Here is a 22882-nt window from a genome sequence, read left to right as displayed (position 1 = left end):
GCGTGATAGAACAGGAAATTTCCCAAGAAGTTCGATGGTTATGCTGTTGCTGTTTGTAACACCTGCGGATTGGCGTGGAAAAACACGTGTTCACGCACCGGGCCGACTGCGACTTCGCCGACTTCCTCGTAGCCCTGGCGTTTGTAGAACTCCAGGTAACGCGGATTGCCGGTGTCGAGCACCACGCCTTGCGATGATTCGTCGACCGCGCACCAGTTGTGCACCGCTTGCAACAATTGCTCACCGAAGTGCTTGCCCTGAAATTGCGGATGCACGCCGAGCAGCGGCAGCATGTGCACCGAATCAGTCGGCACGCAGGCCTCAACTGCGGCGTGATATTCCAGATAGCGGCGGGTGCAGCGGAAACCGGTGCTGAGCACCATGCGCAGGCGCCAGGCCCAACTCTCGGTGACGCCCAGCCGCCGTTGCGGCGGCGCGATCAGGGCAATGCCGATCAGGCGGTCGTTGACCAGCAGGCCGATGGCTGGCAGATCTTGCAGAAAGTGTTGTTTGACCAGTTCGCGCACGGTGGCGCGCACGCGTTGCTCGTAACCGGGACGCTCGGCTTCGAACAGGTAGGCGAACGTCGGCTCGTGCCGGTAAGCCTGGTAAAGCAAGGATCGGGCTTCGCGCGAGTAACCACGGTCGAGCATGTGGATATCGGCGATGGCGGTCGAAGTTTCGGGCATGACGATGATTCTCCCCGGCGCGGCTCAAATGACTGCGCTCTTGTTGGTACGAACCTTTTGGCTACGGTGCAGTTCCCCACAGGTATAGCCCAACCACAGATCTTCATCGACTGCTCGGGCCTCATCGCTGGCAAGCCAGCTCCCACAGGGATTTTCGGCGAGCACAAAATTTATGTACACCATCAAACACTGTGGGAGCTGGCTTGCCAGCGATAGGGCCTGAGCAGTCAGCATATCCATTCCAGACTGGCCGACACCGGTCATGTCAGCTAGCATCGCCCTTTTGCCAGGACTGCCGACCATGAAGATTGTCTCCTTCAACATCAACGGACTGCGCGCCCGCCCGCATCAGTTGGCGGCGCTGATCGACAAGCATCAGCCGGATGTCATCGGTCTGCAGGAAACCAAAGTCCATGACGATCAGTTCCCGCTGGAAGAAGTGCGCGCGCTGGGTTACCACGTTTATTACCACGGTCAAAAGGGTCATTACGGCGTCGCGATGCTCTCGCGCAAAGAGCCGATTGCCCTGCACAAAGGTTTCGCCAGCGATGAAGAAGACGCCCAGCGCCGCTTCATCTGGGGCACCTTCGCCGACGCCAACGGCGTGCCGGTAACGATCATGAACGGCTATTTCCCACAGGGCGAAAGCCGCGACCACCCGACCAAATTCCCGGCCAAGCAGCGCTTCTACAGCGACTTGCAAACGCTGCTGGAAAGCCAGTTCAGCAACGAACAACCGGTGGTGGTGATGGGCGATGTGAACATTTCCCCGGAAGACTGCGACATCGGCATCGGCCCGGACAACATGAAGCGCTGGCTGAAAACCGGCAAATGTAGCTTCCTGCCGGAAGAACGCGAGTGGATGGCGCGCCTGAAGAATTGGGGTCTGACCGACAGCTTCCGCCATCTGAACCCGGATGTGACGGACACCTTCAGCTGGTTCGATTACCGCAGCCGTGGCTTTGAAGACGAGCCGAAACGCGGGTTGCGCATTGATGTGATTCTGGCTTCCCATGGCTTGTTGCCGAGGGTGAAGGCTGCCGGTGTCGACTATGAACTGCGCGCGATGGAGAAGCCGTCGGATCATGCGCCGATCTGGCTTGAGTTGAGTTAAAAGCAAAAGACCTGTCATCTTTTGGTCATGCGCCTGACTTAATCTCCCCGGCAATCCCCTTGTCTTCAATCGGTGCCGGCATGACCCTGCGCGTTCTGTGCGTTTTTCTGATGAGTGCGTGGCTGTCGGTGACGGCCGCCACCCTGCCCATTCCCGAGAACGGCGCGGTTTTGCGCATCCAGGGCTCGAACACCATCGGCGCGGCGCTCGGCCCGGCGCTGGTCGAGGGCCTTCTGCAAGAACAGGGCTTGCTGAAAATCCACCGCGAAGCCCCGGACAGCGCCAACGAACAGCGCATCGTCGGCCAGACCGCCCAAGGTAAACGCGTGGTGGTCGAACTCGCCGCTCACGGTTCCAGCACCGGTTTCAGCGCACTCAAATCCGCTACCGCCGACCTCGCCGCTTCATCACGTCCGATCAAGGACAGCGAGCTGCTAAGCCTGCAATCCCTTGGCGATCTGAAAAGCCCCAGCGCCGAACAAGTCATCGCCATCGATGGCCTGGCGATCATCCTGCACCCCGCCAATCCATTGCAGCAATTGAACACTGAGCAACTGGCGCGGATCTTCAGTGGCGAGGCCAAGACGTGGGAAGAAGTCGGCGGCAAGGGTGGGACGATTCATTTATATGCGCGGGATGATCAATCCGGCACCTACGACACGTTCAAAGAACTGGTCCTCAGTCGTCGTGGGAAAACGCTGAACAGCGCAGCGAAAAGGTTTGAATCGAGCGAGCAATTGTCCGACGCGGTGAGTGCTGATCCGCAGGGCATCGGCTTTATCGGCCTGCCTTATGTGCGTCAGGCCAAAGCTGTAGCGATTGTCGACGGGCAATCCCAGGCAATGCTGCCGCTGAACAGCTTGATCGCTACCGAAGATTATCCGCTGTCGCGACGGTTGTTCTTCTATCTGCCGCCGGACAGCAAAAACCCTTGGGCCAAGGCGTTGGTGGAGTTTGCGCAAAGCCCGCAAGGCCAAGTGATTGTCGCGAACAACGGGTTTATCGCGCAGACCGTGCAAGCCATCGCCGTCACGCCGAATGCGCTGATGCCCGAGGGTTACCAATCCCTCAGCCGTCACGCCCAGCGTCTGACAGTCAATTTCCGTTTTGAAGAAGGCAGCGCCAGCCTCGACAACAAGGCACGCCAGGATCTGGCGCGAGTGTTCGACTATATACAGCGCCATGACAAGACTGACCGCGCGGTGACTCTGGTGGGATTTGGTGATGCCAAGGATGACCCGGCGCGCGCAGATTTGCTGTCGAAGTTGCGGGCGATGGCGGTGCGCCGCGAGTTGGTCAAGGACGGCGTGGTGCTGCGCGAAGTACGCGGGTTTGGCGCGCTGATGCCGGTGGCGACGAATAGCGCGGATGAGGGGCGGATCAAGAATCGGCGGGTTGAGGTTTGGGTTTATTGAATTTGGTGTTGATGGGTTGCCTGTACTGACGCCATCGCTGGCAAGCCAGCTCCCACAGGTTTCTCTGGTGTTCACAAATATGCGTTCACTAGAGATCCCTGTGGGAGCGGGCTTGCCCCGGGCGGCGTTCCGACGATGCAGACGACTCGGTCTTAACGACCGCTACGCAGCATTTCCTTCGGCACATACTTGCCGATCTCGAACTTGCCGATCGCCGCGCGGTGCACTTCGTCCGGGCCGTCAGCCAAGCGCAGGGTGCGTTGCATGGCGTACATATAGGCCAGCGGGAAATCGTTCGACACCCCTGCCCCGCCATGCATCTGAATCGCCCGGTCGATTACGCGCAATGCGACATTCGGCGCGACAACCTTGATCTGCGCGATTTCACTCTTGGCGACTTTGTTGCCGACGGTGTCCATCATGTACGCCGCTTTTAATGTAAGCAGGCGGGCCATGTCGATTTCCATCCGCGAGTCAGCGATCTTGTCGACGTTGCCGCCCAGACGCGCCAGCGGTTTGCCGAATGCCGTGCGGCTCACCGAACGTTTGCACATCAATTCCAATGCGCGTTCAGCCATGCCGACCGAGCGCATGCAGTGGTGAATTCGGCCTGGGCCAAGGCGACCCTGGGCAATTTCGAAGCCGCGGCCTTCACCGAGCAGCACGTTTTCGTACGGCACGCGCACGTTGTCGAACAGCACTTCGGCGTGGCCGTGCGGTGCGTCGTCGTAGCCGAAGACTGGCAGCGGGCGCACAATTTTCACGCCGGGTGTGTCGACTGGGACCAGAATCATTGAGTGCTGAGCATGGCGTGGCGCGTCGGGATCGCTGAGGCCCATGAAGATCATGATTTTGCAGCGCGGATCGCAGGCGCCGGAGGTCCACCACTTCTTGCCGTTGATCACCCACGAATCGCCATCACGCACGGCGCGGGCGGCCATGTTGGTGGCGTCGGAGGACGCAACGTCCGGTTCAGTCATGGCGAATGCCGAGCGGATCTCGCCGCGCAGCAGCGGTTCGAGCCAGCGCTGTTTCTGTTCTTCGTTGGCGTAACGCACCAGCACTTCCATGTTGCCGGTGTCCGGCGCCGAGCAGTTGAACGGCTCCGGGCCGAGCAACGAGCGGCCCATGATTTCCGCCAGCGGCGCGTATTCGAGGTTGGTCAGGCCGGCACCCAGTTCCGATTCCGGCAGGAACAGATTCCACAGGCCTTCGGCTTTGGCCTTGGCTTTGAGTTCTTCCATGATCGCGGTCGGCTGCCAGCGGTCGCCTTCAGCAACCTGGCGTTCGAACACGGCTTCGGCCGGATAAACGTAAGTGTCCATGAACGCGGTTACGCGCTCACGCAGTTCCTGAACCTTGGGCGAATACGCGAAATCCATGAGCAGCTACCTTCTTCTGGAGAGGTTGTTTAGGTCATGCAATCGATGCTAGAACAGCGTTGATAATTTACCTAGCCTATTCTCGGCGTGTATTAACATTCATCACCGATATATGTTTCACTGATGTCAGCCGCCCTGGCCATCCCCCATAACAAGAGAAACGCGTCATGAATCTGAGCAAGGTCGACCTCAACCTCTTCATCGTCTTTGACGCGATCTATACCGAAGCCAACCTGACCCGCGCCGGGCAGATTGTCGGTATCACTCAGCCAGCGGTGTCGAACGCCTTGGCGCGATTACGCGAAACCTTCAACGATCCACTGTTCGTGCGCACGGCTCAGGGCATGGTGCCGACGCCGATGGCGCAGAACATCATCGGCCCGGTGCGCAACGCGCTGTCGTTGCTGCGGGTGTCGGTGCAGGAAAGCCGGATTTTCAACCCGTCGCAAGCGGCCAAGACTTATCGCATCAGCATGACTGACTTGACGGAGGCTGTGATTCTGCCGCCGCTGTTCCAGCGTCTGCGGCGTCTGGCGCCGACGGTGATCATCGAAAGCTTTCTGTCGAAACGCCGGGAAACCACCAAGGAGCTGGCGGCCGGGCGTCTCGACTTTGCCGTGGATGCGCCGCTCAACACCGACCCGCAAGTACGCCACGTCAAGCTGATGGAAGACCGTTACGTCTGCGCCATGCGCAAGGGCCATCCGCTGGCGGGCAAGGAAAAATTCACGCTCGATGATTATCTGTCGCTGACGCATATCCACATTTCCAGCCGCCGCAGTGGCCTCGGTCATGTTGATCTGGCGCTGGGCAAAATGGGCATTCAGCGCAAGATCGCGCTGCGTTCGCAGCATTATTTGATGGCTTCGCAGGTGTTGCAGCAGACCGATATGGTCATGACCGTGCCGGAACGTTTCGCCCGTCGTCATGAACTGCATGCGTTCAATCTTCCGGTGAATGATGTGCCGCCAGTGGAAACGCATTTGTACTGGCACGAAAGCACCGATCAGGACCCGGCCAACCGCTGGATGCGCGAACAGATGATCGAGTTGTGCCAACAAGTGACAGCGCACGAGAAGAAGCTCGACAAGCTGCAGGCGCCCGCGACTTGACGTAAACGTAAAGCAGCCATTAGCTTAGCGCCAAGACCTTTCTTCGAGCGCTTTCATGAGCAGTCAGACCTACAGCATTTCCGACCTCGCCCGCGAGCTGGACATCACCACCCGGGCGATCCGCTTTTATGAAGAGCAAGGCCTGCTCAGCCCTGAGCGTCGCGGCCAGGAACGCATTTATTCGCCGCGCGACAAGGTCAGCCTGAAACTGATTCTGCGCGGCAAGCGCATCGGTTTTTCCTTGGCTGAATGCCGCGAACTGATCGAGCTGTACGACCCTAGCAGCGGTAACACCAAACAGTTGAACAGCATGCTGGCGAAAATCACCGAGCGCCGCGAACAGCTGGAGCAGCAGTTGCTCGACATCGAACAGATGAAGCTCGAACTCGATACCGCTGAAGAGCGCTGCGTGCAGGCGTTGGAACAGACGCTGAAAAGCCAGCAAGTGGCGCAGTAGCCGCCATCCACACCATCCTGTGGGAGCGGGCTTGCCCGCGATGAGGCCGGATGATTCAGCATTGATGGTGACTGACCCAACGCCATCGCGGGCAAGCCCGCTCCCACAATGTCTTCCTCGAATTCAAAAAGTGAGCAGGTCAATCCCATGTCCCTCCCCTCCCAAGTACGCCTGATCGAAGTCGGCCCGCGCGACGGCCTGCAGAATGAAGCCCAGCCGATCAGCGTCGCTGACAAGGTGCAATTGGTCGACGCATTGAGCGCCGCTGGTCTTGGCTATATAGAAGTCGGCAGTTTCGTCTCGCCGAAGTGGGTACCGCAGATGGCCGGCTCCGCCGAAGTGTTTGCGCAGATTCAGCGCAAGCCGGGTGTGGTCTATGGCGCACTGGCGCCGAACCTGCGCGGTTTCGAAGATGCACTGGCCGCCGGGGTCAAGGAAGTCGCGGTATTCGCAGCCGCGTCCGAAGCGTTCTCGCAGCGCAACATCAATTGCTCGATCAGCGAGAGCCTGGCGCGTTTCGCACCGATCATGGAGTCCGCTAAACAGCACGGCTTTACCGTGCGCGGTTACGTGTCGTGTGTGCTGGGCTGCCCGTACGAAGGCACGATCGCGCCGGAACAGGTGGCGCTGGTAGCCCGCGAGCTGTACGCGATGGGCTGCTACGAAGTGTCGCTCGGTGACACTATTGGCACCGGCACCGCAGGCGCGACCCGCCGTTTGTTCGAAGTGGTCTCGGCGCAGGTGCCACGCGAGAAACTCGCCGGGCACTTCCACGACACCTACGGCCAGGCCATGGCCAACATCTACGCCAGCCTGCTCGAAGGTATTTCGGTGTTCGACAGCTCGATTGCCGGGCTTGGCGGCTGCCCGTACGCCAAGGGCGCCAGCGGTAACGTCGCCACCGAAGACGTGGTGTATCTGCTCAACGGCCTCGGTATCAAAACCGGCATCGACCTCGACGCGCTGATTGCTGCGGGCCAACAAATCAGTGCAGTGCTCGGTCGCCCAAGCGGTTCGCGCGTGGCCAAGGCGCGTAGCACACAGTGAGGACATGAGTGTTACCGCTGCGTTCGAAACGTGGGCGCAAGCGAGTAACACGGAAACAAATTGTCTGGGTTTTACCGAAGGGCAAATCCTACAAAATTTTCAAGGCATTGATTTTAAAGGTTTTTACAAAGTTGGCACGGCTCCTGCTATCTCTATGGCATAACAAGAATAAAAAGCCGCAAACCAATAAAAACAAAACGAAACGACTCTGACATAACAAGAACAACACGACAGAGACGCAGCTAACAGATTTTTTTGGAGAAGGTAAGCTTTTCAGGGTATTCCTCGGAATCACTCGCAACCGGGCAGAGAACAATAAAACTACCTTCAGGTAGCTCCCGAATCGGTTGGATCGTTAAACGAGAAAGCAGATCAGCGCTCAAAAAAATACGTTTGCTCTTGACCCCGCATGGGGGTCGCCAAAAACAGCTGTAAAGGGCCACGGTTGCCAAAAACAACAACAGACCGCCCCTCAATAATAAAAAAGAGCACGCAACGACAAATTAAAGGGGAGCTTCGGCTCCCCTTTGTGCTGTCTGGCTGTTCACGACTGACCTAAGCCATACCCCAAAAGCGACATAATCCTGATCCATCCCGGGCTACCCGACAGCCTCGAAGCCATGGTCCAGGGCGCCGTCGCCGCCATCCCCGACGACGCCAGCGTCCAAATCATCGAAGCCGCCGGCAGCGCCGACGTCAAAGTGTCTAGTAGCTAGACAACGTTCGAATCCCGGCAGAGAAAGTACGCATGCCGGCAAAATTAAAGGAAAGACGCTTATCCGGCTCCAGCATACGGATCGGGATACAGGCTATTGCCTCATGTGCAAGACGTGCCTAATGTTCCTTTGAAGTCATATTCTCAATCAGAGATATTGTCGAATCTTTTGGTACTCCCGTACAAAGCTGCTTTCGATTAAGGTAGAAAATCATGGCAAGCGACGATGGATTGGCAGGTTTGGCTGCCTTGTCAGCGAAGGTAAGAAGCGAGCGTCGGATACTGGTTGAGAGGCTCAAGGCATTCGAGAAAAAGCTATTGGAGGCAGCGGAAGGGATCGGATGCTATGCGTATAGCAAATCCGTGACGCTATCTACTTGGGATCATGAAGAAAGCGGCTTCAGTGGCGGTAAGGCAAGCTGGCTGGCCTTTGACGGCGAGAAACTCACTGTCAGAACAGAATCCTACTCAGATAGCGGCCAAGAATCGAAGTATGACGAACAGGATCTAGATAGGGTTCCGCCTGGCTGGTTAATCCAGCTAAGCGCGCCGAGGATTCTCGATTCTCTGGTAGTAAACATTTCTAAAACGTTGGAAGAAGAACACACCCTTTTTGCAACCGCCAACGAGTGGTTGACTAAATTCGTGGCCGTGGAAAAAGCTTTAATCGATGGGGATCTAGAAGAAAACTTCGAGCAGCATCCCAATCTGCTTGAGTCTTGGCAGAAGGCACGAAAAACCGTAGAAAGCGACCCGGAGGACTCCATAACTCGCAGCTGTTCGCACTTAGAAGCAGTTCTGAAAGCGTGCCTCGAGCAGCTTGGAGATACGGGCTATGAAACTCTGTCCGTGGACAAGCTCAATTCCCGCGTAATGAGAAAACTGCGTGATGCGGGGATCGTTGACGGAGGTGCCCTGCAGGCCCTAACAGGACTTGGAACCATCTTCCATGGTATCGCCACCATCAGAAACTCCAGTAGCACAGCCCACGGCAGAATCGGCGGGTATTCCCCTCCTGGAATTGATGTTGCGCAATTCATTAACCACTTGGCCGGCTGTGGCTCCGCGTTCGTGCTAAGACAAACGGCAAAAATTTTGGAGGGGAAAGGATAACCGGGTTACTCACCAACAGAAAATCGCCTGAATGCTGTTCTTTGGAAAGGTTCTATCCACCGCTAATACCTCAGGTGATTTTTCTCCTGTGACCCCAACATGCCCCCCTCCATATCTTCAAACCCGGCCTACACACCGCGTCCTGCGGCACCACCCTCAACTTCACCCAATCCGACCTCACCGCCACCGTAGGCAACCACAATCCGTGTGATCCGAGCAAGTACGAGACACCGTTTTCGGCGACCTACTTGCGGCAGATGATCAATGGTGAAGAGGTGGTGTTGCTGGATTACTTGGCAAATATTTTTTGGGTGAATGGGGAGGATCAGTTGAGAAGGTATCGCAAAAATATTGGGCAGGCTAAAACTCAATGCTCCATAGCGGAGGGAATCACTCACGGAGTCTGAGTATGTGCCGACATATAGCTCGAGTCTTTCTCTATAGGTAATCACTGATGGCTGATTTGACATGATCTCAAACACTTTCGGTTTCTTTTTTCACCGCTGCCCTTACCATTGCCGGCACGGCCTATCTTCAAATTGATCAAAATGATAGAGCCGAGAAGGTGAGATTTCTCGACGACGCCCAAACAACAGCACAAGAAACCAGTCGACTTTTGGACAATGGCTATCTTGCCTTGGCAAAGTTAGTGAAGGGTATGGATAAAAAGGGATGGGGAGAATTTTCCAACGGTTCGTGGAATGAATACATGGAATTTCACCGTGGCTGGCGTTAACAGCTAATCGCAGAGCATTTCAAGCTGTCGAGATATTTCGGAAAAGACATGGCAAATGACCTTGTTCACATAGACGAAATTGATATTCATCCAGTGGACAATCTTTCTTCACCAAACCCATGCGATCCAGCTGGGAATGAAAGCGATTTTGATATTGAAAAACTCGCTCCGCAAATAGAATGCTACGCTCGTTTTGTCACACTGAAACAAGACATACTCAACGAAGAAATTAAAAACAAGAAAACAGATGATCTGTTCGATGTCATGGACTCCATCATGAAAACAAAGAATTCAACTTGGGAACTACTCCTCCACTATGACAAATCCTCCGTTAGCTATTTGAGACGACTCGATGCACGCCTAACAGAGCTTGGCGTTTCCAAAGTAACGTTCATACCTCGCTCTGCTGAGAAAAAGCAGGATGGCAAAACACCATAAAAACAGATAGCTTTGCTCACTGCTGCCAAATCTATTTCGAGCTAGGGCACCAAATATGGATTTCACGAAAAAGCTTCATCCCAACCGAAATGCTTTTGCTGCGGACCCGTTTGGCTATAGCTCTTCAGCGTGGCTCAAGTGGGGGATAGCCCAAACGGTAGAAGGCTTCCCCGTAGACATCTCGAAGCCTCCAACAGCAGAGGATCTCAAATCTCCAATTCTGTGGCTGACCCAAGCAGAAGCACTGACTCAGGCAGCGGTTGCGCTGATAAAAAATCAGCCAGAGTTTGAAGCGATGCCAATCAATGTGAGGGGCATATGCGACAGCCAATATTGTGCAGTGGCTTTGATGCTAGTTGGCTACAGCTTGGAGGTCTGCCTAAAAGCCATGACGATCCTGCGCAGCGGCGTCGTAGCCTATATGGCAAATGAAAAATCTTTCTACCACCATAAGTTAGTAAAGCTCGCAGAGTTCATGCCAGGACTGAGCGCCAAGGATAACGCGATTTTACAAACGCTCACTCACTTCACCCTTTGGGCGGGCAGATACCCGGATCCGGGATCGGGTCGTGTGAATGATGTTGAGGAGGTGTTCAGTGTCGCAGAAGAAAACGAAATAGCGGCTAAGGATTTGTTTGAGCTAGCCGCAAGGGTGATGGGGCACACCAATTGTGTTGTTGCTGAAGCGACACGCTAAGCAGTCTGAAGCAACGAAGTCAACTAGGAAGACATAAGATAATGACCGGTTCTAAATTGCAGAACGCTTTTCGTATCAAGGCAGCGGGCAAGAAAGGCGAAATCCAGCTTTTTCAAGCTTTTATAGAAGCCTTTAACTCACTCGGCCGGAATGCATTAGCAACGGAATACCATGGAAACAAGTACCAAGTAATATTTGACGCTAAGAGGGGCACAGGGCGCCCCACCCCTCGCTGCGAGTTATGCGACGTCATGATTATTCAATACCCTGATGGAGACGCCAATTCAGCACGCGTAACATTCAACCAGGCCAAGGTCACTAAGAATGATTTAGGATGTGGCCGAGCAAAAACCACGGTCGGCTTCGAAAGTTTTAGCGCAAATCTAGAACAGTGGGATTTACTAGCAAATAGGCCACCCATTAGAAACGCGACAACCAAGTTTTACCCGCCTGTTAATTTATTGTCTGATGCCATTTTGAATTCCGTTGGAACGTTCGGCGTGTTTTATCCGTCAGGTTCAAGTTTCAATTTCGCATACTATGTCGCAAGCGGCCTTCAACCGCTTACGAATCATTATAGTCGGTCCGGAACGCTTCAATGGTTAGCACCCTCGCATTTGGTTATCGAAAAAGACGGATTTGAAGAGATTACGGGGACTTGTTGCCTAGAGACATTTGGTGACGCCTTGGAACTCGGGCTAGTAGGAACTCCCGTACGGCCGCTTTTGCATGGGAAAAATGGTTTGCAAATGCGAGAGTGGTTGAGAGAAGCGCTTTTATTACTTGCTGAGGAAAATCCGGACTCTTCGTTGCCGGAGGAACTTTTGAATGGTCTTGAGTTGGGAACAATGGAGAGGAGACTAGATCCCATGTTCCCTGATACTGCACCAGCTTTACCACGAGCTGTAATATTGGTAAAAACGGAACAGGAAAAAACGCCTTTGAACAACCATTCCAAATGACAACGAGTAGCTCAGCTATTTAAACCAGCATAAGGTACTGATCGCCTTAAACTGGCGTATCCCCAATGATCCGCGCTCATTACGGGCCTTAGATCCCGGCCGCTCAAGTGCTGCAGCCACTGCAGCACGACTGGCCTCATACATTGCAAACGCGTTGAACTCAGAATCCAGCAAAACCAACAGCACAGCATCAAAGGGCTTACCCAAATCAATACTGCCCACGCGACCATTCAGCTTGGCCGGGTCGGCGACACACCGCCCTTTAATCTGAATCTGCACTTCGTGCCCATTTCGCAAGGTGGTGGCGTCGTAACCTGCCTGTCTTGCGCCGTGTAAATCCAAGCCTAACTTCGTAGCAGCCTCATACTCAGCCACCTCACCAGTAATCCACAGTGGTTTGCCGGTAAGCCGGTAAAATCGTCGAGCGAGAATTTTGGCCTCTTGCAAGACGTCCAAAATTTCCGCGTTGATATCGACAGTTTGAGTTTGACCGTTATCAGCATTTAGGCTCGGATTCAAAGCTGCATCTCACTCATTGGGTGTCGATAAGTGAGGGTGGAGCTAGCCCACCCAATCCGTCGCTGCCCTGGTGCCAAAAACAACCGCCTTGCTCAAAAACTCGGAAGCAAGCTCTTTGACTTTCCCCGTCATACCGTCCTTCGTCGCACTGACCAATTGATCACCCAGCGACGGGGCCTTGCTCTCAAGATTCGAAGGCATTGCCTGCAAGAGCTCCAAGGTACGGGCAGTCATGACACAGCCCATCACCGTGCTATTGCTAAGTTGTGAGCCACTGTCCAAATAGCCGTGGTTACTCAACCAAATAACCGTCGAAACAAAAAATACTGCATCACGGCGATGGCGATAATCGTCAACCTCTTGCTCAGGCCGATTGACCGCCATCTGCTCCTCAAAGTCTTCCGGCTGCAACTCAATGGCAACCGGAAACTCTTGATAAAGCTTGGCGAAGATCGCCCCCACAAGCACGTTAAACCGTTCGATATTGCCCGCTGCCATGCGTGACTCTCCTTAGTTTTTCTTCCCTGCCACATTTAGTACATACGACTTCAGATGCACCATGGCGGCCGACTCAACCCCCAGCCCCCGCAACTCAGTCGACCGCGCTTCACCGTTAGGCAAGTAGACCGTCATCGTCTCCCCAAACACGTTATAGATAGCGGTGTATTGAACGCCTTCATGCTCAAGCGTGATTTCCTCATCCATCTGCAAAACCTCCTTCACGTTCATTGATTGTCATTCGCCAACTGACCAAGTGAAATCATGAGAGCTGACGCCGACATGGCAGCCACACTAACTGCCGCGCTCACGAAGGCCAACCCATAAAACTACTTTGACACACAGTCGCCAACGACGACCTCCCAGTAAGCACTCTATTGGCATCTGCTTGAGGTCAGAACCGCAGCATCCACATGCACCCGGCAAATGCATCAAAAACAAGACGAAGGTTTCATGGCTTTCGCAGTGTGTAAACACGACACCACATGGGCGTTTAAAGTACACGAACCGTTACGCCATAAGGGCTACAACACCTTGCGTCGTTGCCTACGCGTACGCCAGAATCCGCCGGCTTACGCGGCTATGGGGTGAGCTATATCGTTTCCCTGTCACTGAAAAACAGTGATCGGGTTTGGTAGCCCGTCTGTAATAGCTGTATGGCAACACCGTATGCAGTCCCTTTTGGGGGCTCTGTTTTATGGTGGTCATGCGTGGGGCTCATTCGTGAGCGCCGGGTTCCTATTGCAGCCGGTCTACCAACCCGCGTATGGCCGCCACCCATCGTTTGGTAGCGTGGGTGATGGCTCCTTGAAGTCTGCGATAGGAGTTACACGTATGTTCAAAGCCACACCAAACCCACCAGAAACCAATTCAATCCCCTACGACGCCGCACTCGAAGCCGAAAACATAAAAACGGCAACCGAGCGGGCGATCAATCATTACCTCGATCCTGGGGCGCAGAAGACGTCCAAGCCATCGCGCAAGCCCGGCAAGATCTATCTGGTCAATCCAACGATGGATGACGAAACGCTGCTGGTCGAAGCGTGCGAAACGTTGTCGTCGGCCAGTGACATGGCCAGGGATCTCGGTAACACCGTCGATCCGTCGCAGCGCAAGGCGATGCAGATGCTGCAGCAGGTCATCATGCTGAGTGAGCTGCTGGTCAATCGTGTGCTGGATAACCATCACGTCTCGCGGTAGTTGCCGCCTCGGTGAGGGGCTTGTCCCCTCACTGCCTGGCAGCCGTCTATAAAAATCCTCAAGCGACTCTTTTCCGGAGTTCCAGCTGATGTCCAAGACCGTCATTCCACCGGTAGAAGATCCGGTGTCCCCTTACGAATTTCCCGATTCAAGAAAACTCCACGACGCGGCCGAACGCGCCCTCGACTATTACCTGACACCCGCAGCCCAGATCATGGCCACGCCCTATACCCCAAGCCACATGTTCATGGTCAATCCGCAAACCGACACGGAGTCCTTGCTGGCCAACGCCTGCGAATCCCTCGCGTCAGCCACGGTCATGCTCGGCGACTTTGCCGGCCTGCTGGAAGGGCCGAACCGCAAGACCCTGTTGGGTATTGCACAAGTCGTGATGTTGGGGGAATTGGCAGTTAATCAGGCGTTGGAAAATGTAGAAGTAAAGCAATAAGCGCCGCTTTCGAAGCCAGGGTCCGCGCCCTGGCTTCGAAGGCTATGATCGATATAGAAGGTTAAAACTGTGGGAGCCAAGCCCCCACAGATCCGCTCTTCAGGCCTCGTTACTGCGCCAATTCCTCGATACTGATCTCACGCATCCTGAATTTCTGAATCTTGCCGGTCACGGTCATCGGAAACTCTTCGACAAACTTGAAATGACGCGGCGTCTTGAAATGCGCGATGCGTTCCTTGCACCACGTCTGCAACTCCAGTTCGTTAGCGCTGTGGCCGGGATGGAATTTGATCCAGGCAACGATTTCTTCACCGTAACGCGCACACGGAATGCCGATCACTTGCACATCCGCCACTGCCGGGTGGGTGAAGAAAAACTCCTCCAGCTCACGCGGATAAACGTTCTCGCCGCCGCGAATGATCATGTCCTTGTTGCGCCCGGCGATATTCACGTAGCCGTCGTCATTCATGCTCGCCAGATCGCCGGTGTGCATCCAGCCCGCTTCGTCGATGGCCTCAGCGGTGCCTTGCGGATTATTCCAGTAGCCGAGCATCACGCTGTAACCGCGCGTGCACAGTTCACCAATGGTGCCACGCGGCACCAGATTGCCCGCCTCATCGATGATTTTGCTTTCCAGTTGCGGCTGAGTGCGGCCGACTGTGGTCACGCGCAGTTCCAGTTCGTCTGACGGACCAGTCTGTAGCGACACCGGACTGGTTTCGGTCATGCCGTAGGCGATCTGCACTTCGCGCATGTGCATCTCGTTGTTCACGCGGCGCATCACTTCAATCGGGCAGGTTGCGCCGGCCATGATGCCGGTGCGCAACGTTGATAGGTCGAATTCGCCACGCTGCGGCTGATCGAGCATGGCGATGAACATCGTTGGCACGCCGTACAGCGCAGTAGCTTTTTCTTCGGCGACAGTACTAAGCGTCAGCAGCGGATCAAACGCGTCGTTGGGATAAATCATCGTGCTGCCGTGGGTGATGCAGCCGAGATTGCCCATGACCATCCCGAAGCAGTGATACAGCGGCACCGGAATCACCAAGCGATCAGCAGCCGTCAGACCGAGACTCTCGCCGACCATGTAACCGTTGTTGAGGATGTTGTAGTGGCTGAGGGTCGCGCCCTTGGGGAAACCGGTGGTGCCGGAGGTGTACTGAATATTCACCGGTTGATCGAAGTGCAGGCTGGCGCTGCGTTCGCGTAGTTGCTCGGGGGAGATGCTGGTTGCCAGATCCGCCAGTTGCGACCAAGGGAGAAATCCCGAGGGCGGCTGTGGGGCGAGGCTGACTACGCCGCGCAAATCCGGCAGGCGCTCGTTGCGCAACTGGCCGATGGACTGCTCGGCCAGCTCTGGCAGCAGGTTTTGCAGCATGCTGTGGTAGTCGGAAGTCTTGAACGACCCGGCGCAGACCAGCCACTGGCAACCGGATTGCTTGAGCACGTATTCGAGTTCGGAGCTGCGATAGGCCGGGTTGATGTTGACCAGGATCACGCCGATTTTTGCGCTGGCGAATTGGCTGATGCACCACTGCGCGCAGTTCGGCGCCCAGATGCCGAGACGGTCGCCGGCCTGTAAACCCAACGCCAGCAGTGCTCGGGCATGCACGTCCACCGCATCGGCGAGTTGCCGCCAGGTGTAACGCAGCTGCTGATGGCGCACTACCAGCGCTTCGCCATCCGGGTATCGCGCGACGGTGTCGTCGAACTTCTGGCCGATGGTCATCGCCAGCAAGGCTTTGTCCTGGGAACCGCGCGTGTAGCTGCGCTGCGGGTTTGCACTGGGTTGATCCATGACGACCCCTATTGTGTTTATTAGTGGGTGTTGGAACGGAGCAATGGCGGCTCCGAGCATTCAGAACTGGCCCTACTCTCGCCTAAGTTGACGTTAACGTAAAGGGTGATTGACAGCCATCCGCCGCAGGCTTACGTTAACGTAAAGGTGAGAGCCAAACTGCCGCCCTCCCCACCCTACAAAAAAGCTAAAAGGTGAACCATGAGCTACCCATCCCTGAACTTCGCCCTCGGTGAAACCATCGACATGTTGCGCGATCAGGTGCAGTCCTTCGTTGCCAAAGAGATCGCCCCACGCGCGGCGCAGATCGACATCGACAACCTGTTTCCGGCTGATCTGTGGCGCAAGTTCGGTGACATGGGCCTGCTCGGCATTACCGTGCCGGAAGAGTACGGCGGCGCGGGTCTGGGTTACCTGGCGCACGTCGTAGCGATGGAAGAAATCAGCCGTGGCTCGGCCTCGGTAGCGTTGTCCTATGGCGCGCACTCCAACCTCTGCGTCAATCAGATCAACCGCAACGGCACTCACGAACAGAAAAGCAAATACCTGCCGAAGCTGATCAGCGGCGAGCACGTCGGCGCACTGGCGATGAGTGAACCGAACGCCGGTTCCGATGTGGTTTCGATGAAACTGCGCGCCGAAAAACGTGGCGACCACTACGTACTCAACGGCAGCAAAACCTGGATCACCAACGGCCCCGACGCCAACACCTATGTGATCTACGCCAAGACCGACCTGGAAAAAGGCCCGCACGGCATCACTGCATTTATTGTCGAGCGCGACTCCAAAGGCTTCAGCCGCAGCAACAAGTTCGACAAGCTCGGCATGCGCGGCTCGAACACCTGCGAGCTGTTTTTCGATGACGTTGAAGTGCCGGAAGAAAACATCCTTGGCGTACTCAACGGCGGCGTGAAAGTGCTGATGAGCGGCCTCGATTACGAACGCGTCGTTCTTTCAGGTGGCCCGACCGGGATCATGCAAGCCTGTATGGACCTGATCGTGCCGTACATCCACGATCGCAAGCAGTTCGGCCAAAGCATCGGCGAATTCCAGCTGATCCAGGGCAAAGTTGCCGACATGTACACCCAACTCAATGCCAGCCGCGCCTACCTCTATGCGGTGGCTCAGGCGTGCGAACGCGGCGAAACCGCCCGCAAGGACGCCGCCGGCGTGATCCTCTACACCGCCGAATGCGCGACCCGAATGGCCCTCGACGCGATCCAGATTCTCGGCGGCAACGGCTACATCAACGAATTCCCGGCCGGTCGTCTGCTCCGTGACGCCAAGCTGTACGAAATCGGCGCCGGCACCAGTGAGATCCGGCGCATGTTGATCGGTCGCGAACTGTTCAACGAAACCCGCTAACCGGAGCTGACCATGGCCACCCTGCATACCCAGCTCAACCCGCGTTCAGCGGAGTTCGCCGCCAACAGTGCGGCGATGCTCGAACAGGTCGACGCGCTGCACACCCTGCTCGCCCAAGTGGCGCAGGGCGGCGGCGCGAAAGCTCAGGAACGGCACACCTCGCGCGGCAAACTACTGCCGCGTGAACGGATCAATCGCTTGCTCGATCCCGGCTCACCGTTTCTCGAAATCAGCCAATTGGCCGCGCACGCGGTGTACGGCGAAGACGTCCCTGCTGCCGGGGTGATCGCAGGCATCGGCCGGGTCGAAGGCGTCGAGTGCATGATCGTCGCCAACGATGCCACGGTGAAGGGTGGCTCGTACTATCCGCTGACCGTGAAAAAACACCTGCGCGCGCAGACCATTGCCCAGCAAAACCGCTTGCCGTGTATCTATCTGGTGGACTCCGGCGGCGCCAACCTGCCGCGTCAGGACGAAGTTTTTCCGGATCGCGAGCACTTCGGCCGGATCTTCTTCAACCAGGCCAACATGAGCGCGATGGGTATTCCGCAGATCGCCGTGGTCATGGGCTCGTGCACCGCTGGCGGCGCCTATGTGCCGGCGATGGCTGACGAAGCAATCATGGTGCGCAATCAGGCGACAATTTTCCTCGCCGGCCCGCCGCTGGTGAAAGCCGCGACCGGTGAAGTGGTCAGCGCCGAAGACCTTGGTGGGGCCGATGTGCACTGCAAGATTTCCGGGGTCGCCGACCATTACGCCGAGAGCGACGAACACGCGCTGGCCATTGCTCGACGCAGCGTTGCCAACCTGAATTGGCGCAAGCTCGGCGAACTGCAACAACGCGCGCCGATTGCCCCGCTCTACGCCAGCGACGAGTTGTATGGCGTAGTTTCCGCTGACGCCAAGCAGCCGTTTGACGTGCGCGAAGTGATTGCGCGATTGGTCGACGGCTCGGTGTTCGATGAATTCAAAGCACTGTTCGGCACCACGTTGGTGTGCGGTTTCGCCCATCTGCACGGTTACCCGATCGCGATCCTCGCGAACAACGGCATCCTCTTCGCCGAGGCCGCGCAGAAAGGCGCGCACTTCATCGAACTGGCTTGCCAGCGCGGGATTCCGCTGCTGTTTCTGCAAAACATCACCGGGTTCATGGTCGGTCAGAGATACGAGGCCGGCGGCATCGCCAAACACGGCGCAAAACTAGTCACCGCAGTCGCGTGCGCCAAGGTGCCGAAATTCACCGTGATCATCGGCGGCAGTTTCGGTGCGGGTAATTACGGCATGTGCGGCCGCGCTTACGATCCGCGTTTCCTGTGGATGTGGCCGAACGCGCGGATCGGCGTGATGGGCGCCGAACAGGCGGCTGGCGTGCTGGTCCAGGTCAAGCGCGAACAGGCCGAACGCAGCGGTCAGGCGTTCAGCGCCGAGCAGGAAGCCGAGATCAAGCAACCGATTCTCGACCAGTACGAAGAACAGGGTCACCCCTACTATTCCAGCGCACGGCTGTGGGACGACGGTGTCATCGACCCGGCGCAAACCCGCGATGTACTGGCCCTGGCCTTGTCCGCGTCGTTGAACGCGCCTATCGAACCGAGCCGCTTCGGCGTGTTCCGGATGTGATCGGGAGAACCTTATGAGCGATTTCAACACCCTCGAACTGCAGACCGATCCACGCGGTTTCGCGACCTTGTGGCTCAACCGCGCAGAAAAGAACAACGCGTTCAATGCCGAGATGATCCGCGAGTTGATCCTGGCCATCGACAAGGTAGCCGGCGACAGCAGTCTGCGTTTTCTGCTGCTGCGCGGACGTGGCAAACACTTCAGCGCCGGCGCCGATCTGGCGTGGATGCAGCAATCGGCCGAACTCGATTACCACACCAACCTCGACGATGCCCGCGAGTTGGCAGAGCTTATGTACAACCTCGCCAAGCTGAAAATCCCGACCGTTGCCGTGGTGCAGGGCGCGGCGTTCGGCGGCGCGCTGGGCTTGATCAGTTGCTGCGACATGGCGATTGGCGCTGATGACGCGCAGTTCTGCCTGTCGGAAGTGCGCATCGGTCTGGCGCCAGCGGTGATCAGTCCGTTCGTGGTGCAAGCCATCGGCGAACGCGCGGCCCGACGTTACGCGCTGACCGCCGAGCGCTTCGGTGGGCAACGGGCGCGAGAAATCGGTTTGTTGTCCGAGAGTTTTCCCGCCGCAGAGCTTGAGCAAAAAGTCGAACAGTGGATCGACAACTTGCTGCTCAACAGCCCCGCCGCGATGCGCGTCAGCAAGGATTTGCTGCGTGAAGTCGGCAACGGCGCACTGACCCCGGCCCTGCGCCGCTATACCGAAAACGCCATCGCCCGGATTCGCGTCAGCCCGGAAGGTCAGGAAGGCCTGCGCGCTTTTCTGCAAAAACGTCCGCCGAGCTGGCAAGCCGCAACCACCCCCAAGGAGCCGCGTTGATGAGCGCACCTGTTCTCACCACCCTGCTGGTGGCCAACCGTGGCGAAATCGCTTGCCGGGTCATGCGTACCGCCAAGGCTCTGGGCCTGACCACCGTTGCCGTGCACAGCGCTACCGACCGCAACGCGCGACACAGCCGTGAAGCGGACATCCGCGTCGATCTGGGCGGCAGCAAAGCGGCTGACAGTTATCTGCAAATCGACAAGTTGATCGCAGCGGCCAAGGCCAGCGGCGCGCAGGCGATTCATCCGGGTTACGGTTTTTTGTCGGAGAACGCCGGGTTCGCTCGTGCGATTGAAGCGGCTGGCCTGATCTTCCTCGGCCCACCGGCCTCGGCCATCGACGCGATGGGCAGCAAATCCGCCGCCAAGGCGCTGATGGAAACCGCCGGCGTGCCGCTGGTGCCGGGTTATCACGGCGAAGCGCAGGATGTGGAAACCTTCCGCGCTGCCTGCGAACGCATCGGTTATCCGGTGCTGCTCAAGGCTACGGCCGGTGGCGGCGGCAAGGGCATGAAAGTCGTCGAGGAGGTCAGCCAACTCGCTGAAGCGCTGGCCTCGGCGCAGCGTGAAGCGCAATCGTCGTTCGGCGACTCGCAGATGCTGGTGGAGAAATACCTGCTCAAGCCGCGTCATGTGGAAATTCAGATTTTTGCCGATCAGCACGGCAACTGCCTGTATCTGAACGAACGTGATTGCTCGATTCAGCGTCGCCACCAGAAAGTCGTCGAAGAAGCGCCGGCACCGGGCCTCAGCCCTGAGTTGCGCCGGGCAATGGGCGAGGCGGCGGTGCGTTCGGCGCAGGCGATTGGTTACGTTGGCGCCGGCACGGTCGAGTTTTTGCTCGACGCGCGCGGCGAGTTTTTCTTCATGGAAATGAACACCCGGTTGCAGGTCGAGCATCCGGTGACCGAGGCGATTACCGGGCTGGATCTGGTGGCCTGGCAAATCCGCGTCGCGCGTGGCGAAGCGTTGCCGATCACCCAGGAGCAAGTGCCGCTGAACGGGCATGCGATTGAAGTGCGCTTGTATGCGGAAGATCCGGCGAATGACTTTTTGCCGGCCACCGGACGTTTGGATTTGTATCGAGAGTCGTCTGAAGGCCCGGGGCGGCGCTTAGATAGCGGGGTTGAAGAAGGCGATGAGATTTCACCGTTCTACGACCCGATGCTCGGCAAGCTGATTGCCTGGGGTGAAGATCGCGAGCAGGCGCGTTTGCGGCTGTTGAGCATGCTTGATGAATTTGCGATTGGCGGGTTAAAGACCAACATCAACTTTCTGCGGCGGATCATTGCGCATCCGGCGTTTGCGGCGGCGGAGCTGGATACCGGGTTTATTCCGCGTTATCAGGAGCAATTACTGCCGGCGCCAAGTGCGCTGAGTGATGAGTTCTGGCAGGTGGCAGGACAAGCGTTTATGCAAAGTCTGCCTCATGTTGATCGAGCAGATGATCCAGCTTCACCGTGGGCGCTCAATAGTGGTTTACGCACCGGTCTGCCACGGGAAATCGCACTGCATCTGAGTTGCGAAGGTCAGGATCGGGCATTGACGCTTGGTGCTGGCACCGACGCAAAACTGCTCGGTGAGCACTTGCTGATTGAGCACGCTGGTGTGCGTCGTCAACTGCGAGCGATCCGTCACGGCAACGCGGTGTATTTGCAGTGGGACGGCGAACTGCGCCGCATCGAAAGCTACGATCCGATCAGCGCCGTCGAAGCCAGCCATAGCCATCAGGGCGGACTGACCGCGCCGATGAACGGCAGCATCGTGCGCGTGTTGGTGGAGGCCGGCCAAGCGGTCGAGGCTGGCGCACAACTGGTGGTGCTGGAAGCGATGAAGATGGAACACAGCATTCGCGCGCCGCATGCCGGAGTGATCAAAGCGCTGTATTGCCAGGAAGGCGAAATGGTCAGCGAAGGCAGCGCCCTGGTGGAACTGGAAGAAGCGTAAAAGGGAGATCGATCCTACGCCTGGCGAGGATCGATCTGACTAGAATCTGGCCGTTGCCTCCACCACAACACCGATGATCCGACACTCGTCGGTGAACAATGCCTTCGGCCAAGTCGGATTGAGCGGTACCAGATAACGCTGGCCGCCCTCTTCCACCAGCTTGCGAAAGATCGCTTCCTCGCTGTCCGGCCATTGGGCGATTACCAGTTTACCGGGCACGGCTTCAGCCGCAGGATCGACCAGAATCAGCATCCCTTCAGCGATGCTCTGACCGCTGGGCGCGGTCATCGAATTTCCGCTCACCATCAGCCAGAACGCTGCGCCGCCGGGGGCGTGATAACCCGTCAGCTCGAAACGCCGCTTGTCCTTCGCGCCTGAATACGCCGGCTCGCTTTCACGCACCTCGCTCGGCACGCTCCAGTCGCTGACCGGGTAGCGAAAGAACGGGTTGTACTTTTGCGCGAGGGGCATTTCGTCCTCCGCGTCCACCTGCGGCTCGCGGATCACCACCGCGACTTCGAGAAAGTCCATTCCCAAGGCTTTGAGCACCTTATTCATTTCGGTAACGCCCGGCTCGCGACGCTTGTTCAGCCAGTGGCCAATGCCACCCTGAGACATGCCGACGCGCTCGCCGAGCACGACTTGAGTGACTTTGAGTTCACTCATTTTGGCTTTGACCAACTCAATCCATTTATCCATGTGCCGCACCTTACTGCGCTGCCTTCGGCCAACAAAACACATACTGTAGTATTTAAATTCTGGTCACAACTACGATAGGT

General features: G+C 56.9%; 24 protein-coding genes. 16 read left to right on the top strand and 8 right to left on the bottom strand.

The genetic code is table 11. The features are described 5' to 3' along the window. Window positions 1-38: 38 nt before the first annotated feature. Both ACOI8A_RS19175 and ACOI8A_RS19170 read right to left on the bottom strand, forming a co-directional pair. The gene (locus ACOI8A_RS19175; protein ID WP_420649013.1) at window positions 39-689 is read right to left on the bottom strand and encodes a GNAT family N-acetyltransferase; all 651 of its coding nucleotides are present in this window, start codon (window positions 687-689) and stop codon (window positions 39-41) included. Between the two features lie 24 nt (window positions 690-713). Continuing rightward, complete coding sequence (locus tag ACOI8A_RS19170; protein ID WP_420649014.1) at window positions 714-992, bottom strand: hypothetical protein; 279 nt, start codon at window positions 990-992, stop codon at window positions 714-716. Between ACOI8A_RS19170 and xthA the strand changes: the two genes are divergently transcribed. Together xthA and ACOI8A_RS19160 are read left to right on the top strand one after the other, a co-directional pair. Then, the gene (xthA, locus tag ACOI8A_RS19165) at window positions 991-1803 is read left to right on the top strand and encodes an exodeoxyribonuclease III (protein ID WP_420649015.1); all 813 of its coding nucleotides are present in this window, start codon (window positions 991-993) and stop codon (window positions 1801-1803) included. The two genes, ACOI8A_RS19170 and xthA, sit on opposite strands and share 2 nt — an antisense overlap. Window positions 1804-1883: 80 nt before the next feature. Then, entirely contained in the window at window positions 1884-3218 is a 1335-nt protein-coding gene (locus tag ACOI8A_RS19160; RefSeq protein WP_420649016.1) for a substrate-binding domain-containing protein, read from the top strand. 152 nt (window positions 3219-3370) lie between these two features. Here ACOI8A_RS19160 and ACOI8A_RS19155 read toward each other — a convergent pair whose 3' ends face one another. Then, a complete protein-coding gene (locus tag ACOI8A_RS19155) occupies window positions 3371-4600 on the bottom strand; it encodes an acyl-CoA dehydrogenase (protein ID WP_420649017.1) in 1230 nt (409 codons plus the stop codon). A 167-nt stretch (window positions 4601-4767) separates the two neighbouring features. Here ACOI8A_RS19155 and ACOI8A_RS19150 point away from each other — a divergent pair, with 167 nt between their 5' ends. From ACOI8A_RS19150 to ACOI8A_RS19115, 8 genes are all read left to right on the top strand, one after another. Then, on the top strand, window positions 4768-5712 hold the full coding sequence (locus ACOI8A_RS19150) for a LysR family transcriptional regulator (protein WP_420649018.1): 945 nt from the start codon (window positions 4768-4770) through the stop codon (window positions 5710-5712). A 55-nt stretch (window positions 5713-5767) separates the two neighbouring features. After that, complete coding sequence (locus ACOI8A_RS19145) at window positions 5768-6169, top strand: MerR family transcriptional regulator (protein ID WP_420649019.1); 402 nt, start codon at window positions 5768-5770, stop codon at window positions 6167-6169. A 147-nt stretch (window positions 6170-6316) separates the two neighbouring features. Then, window positions 6317-7216 carry a hydroxymethylglutaryl-CoA lyase gene (locus tag ACOI8A_RS19140; RefSeq protein ID WP_420649020.1) on the top strand — a complete coding sequence of 300 codons (900 nt, stop codon included), beginning with the start codon at window positions 6317-6319 and terminating at the stop codon, window positions 7214-7216. A 928-nt stretch (window positions 7217-8144) separates the two neighbouring features. Beyond that, window positions 8145-9044, top strand: coding sequence for an abortive infection family protein (locus ACOI8A_RS19135; RefSeq protein ID WP_420657799.1), 900 nt, complete (start codon window positions 8145-8147; stop codon window positions 9042-9044). A 113-nt stretch (window positions 9045-9157) separates the two neighbouring features. Further along, window positions 9158-9451 (top strand): phage major tail tube protein, encoded by a 294-nt coding sequence (locus ACOI8A_RS19130; protein ID WP_420657805.1) that lies wholly within the window; start codon window positions 9158-9160, stop codon window positions 9449-9451. A gap of 377 nt (window positions 9452-9828) precedes the next feature. Then, window positions 9829-10218 (top strand): hypothetical protein, encoded by a 390-nt coding sequence (locus ACOI8A_RS19125; protein WP_420657798.1) that lies wholly within the window; start codon window positions 9829-9831, stop codon window positions 10216-10218. A gap of 55 nt (window positions 10219-10273) precedes the next feature. Further along, window positions 10274-10915 carry a hypothetical protein gene (locus ACOI8A_RS19120; RefSeq protein ID WP_420657797.1) on the top strand — a complete coding sequence of 214 codons (642 nt, stop codon included), beginning with the start codon at window positions 10274-10276 and terminating at the stop codon, window positions 10913-10915. Window positions 10916-10956: 41 nt separating this feature from the next. Beyond that, complete coding sequence (locus ACOI8A_RS19115) at window positions 10957-11877, top strand: hypothetical protein (RefSeq protein WP_420657796.1); 921 nt, start codon at window positions 10957-10959, stop codon at window positions 11875-11877. A gap of 15 nt (window positions 11878-11892) precedes the next feature. On the opposite strand, the gene ACOI8A_RS19110 is transcribed toward ACOI8A_RS19115, so the two are convergent. Genes ACOI8A_RS19110 through ACOI8A_RS19100 form a run of 3 tightly spaced genes read right to left on the bottom strand, consistent with a single transcriptional unit; the run spans window position 11893 to window position 13101 of the window. After that, window positions 11893-12396: a hypothetical protein gene (locus tag ACOI8A_RS19110; RefSeq protein ID WP_420657795.1), complete on the bottom strand. Its 504-nt coding sequence runs from the start codon at window positions 12394-12396 to the stop codon at window positions 11893-11895. Between the two features lie 42 nt (window positions 12397-12438). Then, window positions 12439-12894: a hypothetical protein gene (locus tag ACOI8A_RS19105; protein WP_420657794.1), complete on the bottom strand. Its 456-nt coding sequence runs from the start codon at window positions 12892-12894 to the stop codon at window positions 12439-12441. 12 nt (window positions 12895-12906) lie between these two features. Then, a complete protein-coding gene (locus ACOI8A_RS19100) occupies window positions 12907-13101 on the bottom strand; it encodes a hypothetical protein (RefSeq protein ID WP_420657793.1) in 195 nt (64 codons plus the stop codon). 627 nt (window positions 13102-13728) lie between these two features. Between ACOI8A_RS19100 and ACOI8A_RS19095 the strand changes: the two genes are divergently transcribed. Next, window positions 13729-14094, top strand: a complete 366-nt coding sequence (locus ACOI8A_RS19095; RefSeq protein ID WP_420650101.1) for a DUF6124 family protein — start codon at window positions 13729-13731, stop codon at window positions 14092-14094. A gap of 88 nt (window positions 14095-14182) precedes the next feature. After that, complete coding sequence (locus ACOI8A_RS19090) at window positions 14183-14542, top strand: DUF6124 family protein (protein ID WP_420650102.1); 360 nt, start codon at window positions 14183-14185, stop codon at window positions 14540-14542. A gap of 109 nt (window positions 14543-14651) precedes the next feature. Here the strand turns inward: ACOI8A_RS19090 and ACOI8A_RS19085 are convergent, their stop codons facing one another. Continuing rightward, on the bottom strand, window positions 14652-16340 hold the full coding sequence (locus ACOI8A_RS19085) for an AMP-binding protein (RefSeq protein ID WP_420650103.1): 1689 nt from the start codon (window positions 16338-16340) through the stop codon (window positions 14652-14654). Between the two features lie 201 nt (window positions 16341-16541). On the opposite strand from ACOI8A_RS19085, the gene ACOI8A_RS19080 reads away from it, so the two are divergent. From ACOI8A_RS19080 to ACOI8A_RS19065, 4 genes are read left to right on the top strand one after another with little or no spacing between them, the layout of a single operon-like run. After that, window positions 16542-17705, top strand: a complete 1164-nt coding sequence (locus ACOI8A_RS19080; RefSeq protein WP_420650104.1) for an isovaleryl-CoA dehydrogenase — start codon at window positions 16542-16544, stop codon at window positions 17703-17705. A gap of 12 nt (window positions 17706-17717) precedes the next feature. After that, window positions 17718-19325: a carboxyl transferase domain-containing protein gene (locus tag ACOI8A_RS19075; RefSeq protein WP_420650105.1), complete on the top strand. Its 1608-nt coding sequence runs from the start codon at window positions 17718-17720 to the stop codon at window positions 19323-19325. Between the two features lie 13 nt (window positions 19326-19338). Next, window positions 19339-20154, top strand: coding sequence for a gamma-carboxygeranoyl-CoA hydratase (locus ACOI8A_RS19070; protein ID WP_420650106.1), 816 nt, complete (start codon window positions 19339-19341; stop codon window positions 20152-20154). Continuing rightward, complete coding sequence (locus ACOI8A_RS19065) at window positions 20154-22103, top strand: acetyl/propionyl/methylcrotonyl-CoA carboxylase subunit alpha (RefSeq protein ID WP_420650107.1); 1950 nt, start codon at window positions 20154-20156, stop codon at window positions 22101-22103. Before ACOI8A_RS19070 ends, ACOI8A_RS19065 begins: the two co-directional genes overlap by 1 nt. A gap of 39 nt (window positions 22104-22142) precedes the next feature. Here ACOI8A_RS19065 and ACOI8A_RS19060 read toward each other — a convergent pair whose 3' ends face one another. Beyond that, window positions 22143-22802, bottom strand: coding sequence for a LexA family protein (locus tag ACOI8A_RS19060; protein WP_420650108.1), 660 nt, complete (start codon window positions 22800-22802; stop codon window positions 22143-22145). Between the last annotated feature and the right edge of the window lie 80 nt (window positions 22803-22882).

This window comes from Pseudomonas sp. P4795 (assembly GCF_048822895.1).
In the GTDB taxonomy this organism is placed as follows: Bacteria; Pseudomonadota; Gammaproteobacteria; order Pseudomonadales; family Pseudomonadaceae; genus Aquipseudomonas.
This window is presented reverse-complemented; position numbering and strand designations above follow the sequence as displayed.

What these genes read in the sequence shown, in the direction of transcription:
- ACOI8A_RS19175 (WP_420649013.1), bottom strand. Translation starts at nt 689, where the DNA reads ATGCCCGAAACTTCGACCGCCATCGCCGATATCCACATGCTCGACCGT.
- xthA (WP_420649015.1), top strand. Translation starts at nt 991, where the DNA reads ATGAAGATTGTCTCCTTCAACATCAACGGACTGCGCGCCCGCCCGCAT.
- ACOI8A_RS19170 (WP_420649014.1), bottom strand. Translation starts at nt 992, where the DNA reads ATGGTCGGCAGTCCTGGCAAAAGGGCGATGCTAGCTGACATGACCGGT.
- ACOI8A_RS19160 (WP_420649016.1), top strand. Translation starts at nt 1,884, where the DNA reads ATGACCCTGCGCGTTCTGTGCGTTTTTCTGATGAGTGCGTGGCTGTCG.
- ACOI8A_RS19155 (WP_420649017.1), bottom strand. Translation starts at nt 4,600, where the DNA reads ATGGATTTCGCGTATTCGCCCAAGGTTCAGGAACTGCGTGAGCGCGTA.
- ACOI8A_RS19150 (WP_420649018.1), top strand. Translation starts at nt 4,768, where the DNA reads ATGAATCTGAGCAAGGTCGACCTCAACCTCTTCATCGTCTTTGACGCG.
- ACOI8A_RS19145 (WP_420649019.1), top strand. Translation starts at nt 5,768, where the DNA reads ATGAGCAGTCAGACCTACAGCATTTCCGACCTCGCCCGCGAGCTGGAC.
- ACOI8A_RS19140 (WP_420649020.1), top strand. Translation starts at nt 6,317, where the DNA reads ATGTCCCTCCCCTCCCAAGTACGCCTGATCGAAGTCGGCCCGCGCGAC.
- ACOI8A_RS19135 (WP_420657799.1), top strand. Translation starts at nt 8,145, where the DNA reads ATGGCAAGCGACGATGGATTGGCAGGTTTGGCTGCCTTGTCAGCGAAG.
- ACOI8A_RS19125 (WP_420657798.1), top strand. Translation starts at nt 9,829, where the DNA reads ATGGCAAATGACCTTGTTCACATAGACGAAATTGATATTCATCCAGTG.
- ACOI8A_RS19120 (WP_420657797.1), top strand. Translation starts at nt 10,274, where the DNA reads ATGGATTTCACGAAAAAGCTTCATCCCAACCGAAATGCTTTTGCTGCG.
- ACOI8A_RS19115 (WP_420657796.1), top strand. Translation starts at nt 10,957, where the DNA reads ATGACCGGTTCTAAATTGCAGAACGCTTTTCGTATCAAGGCAGCGGGC.
- ACOI8A_RS19105 (WP_420657794.1), bottom strand. Translation starts at nt 12,894, where the DNA reads ATGGCAGCGGGCAATATCGAACGGTTTAACGTGCTTGTGGGGGCGATC.
- ACOI8A_RS19100 (WP_420657793.1), bottom strand. Translation starts at nt 13,101, where the DNA reads ATGGATGAGGAAATCACGCTTGAGCATGAAGGCGTTCAATACACCGCT.
- ACOI8A_RS19095 (WP_420650101.1), top strand. Translation starts at nt 13,729, where the DNA reads ATGTTCAAAGCCACACCAAACCCACCAGAAACCAATTCAATCCCCTAC.
- ACOI8A_RS19090 (WP_420650102.1), top strand. Translation starts at nt 14,183, where the DNA reads ATGTCCAAGACCGTCATTCCACCGGTAGAAGATCCGGTGTCCCCTTAC.
- ACOI8A_RS19085 (WP_420650103.1), bottom strand. Translation starts at nt 16,340, where the DNA reads ATGGATCAACCCAGTGCAAACCCGCAGCGCAGCTACACGCGCGGTTCC.
- ACOI8A_RS19080 (WP_420650104.1), top strand. Translation starts at nt 16,542, where the DNA reads ATGAGCTACCCATCCCTGAACTTCGCCCTCGGTGAAACCATCGACATG.
- ACOI8A_RS19075 (WP_420650105.1), top strand. Translation starts at nt 17,718, where the DNA reads ATGGCCACCCTGCATACCCAGCTCAACCCGCGTTCAGCGGAGTTCGCC.
- ACOI8A_RS19070 (WP_420650106.1), top strand. Translation starts at nt 19,339, where the DNA reads ATGAGCGATTTCAACACCCTCGAACTGCAGACCGATCCACGCGGTTTC.
- ACOI8A_RS19065 (WP_420650107.1), top strand. Translation starts at nt 20,154, where the DNA reads ATGAGCGCACCTGTTCTCACCACCCTGCTGGTGGCCAACCGTGGCGAA.
- ACOI8A_RS19060 (WP_420650108.1), bottom strand. Translation starts at nt 22,802, where the DNA reads ATGGATAAATGGATTGAGTTGGTCAAAGCCAAAATGAGTGAACTCAAA.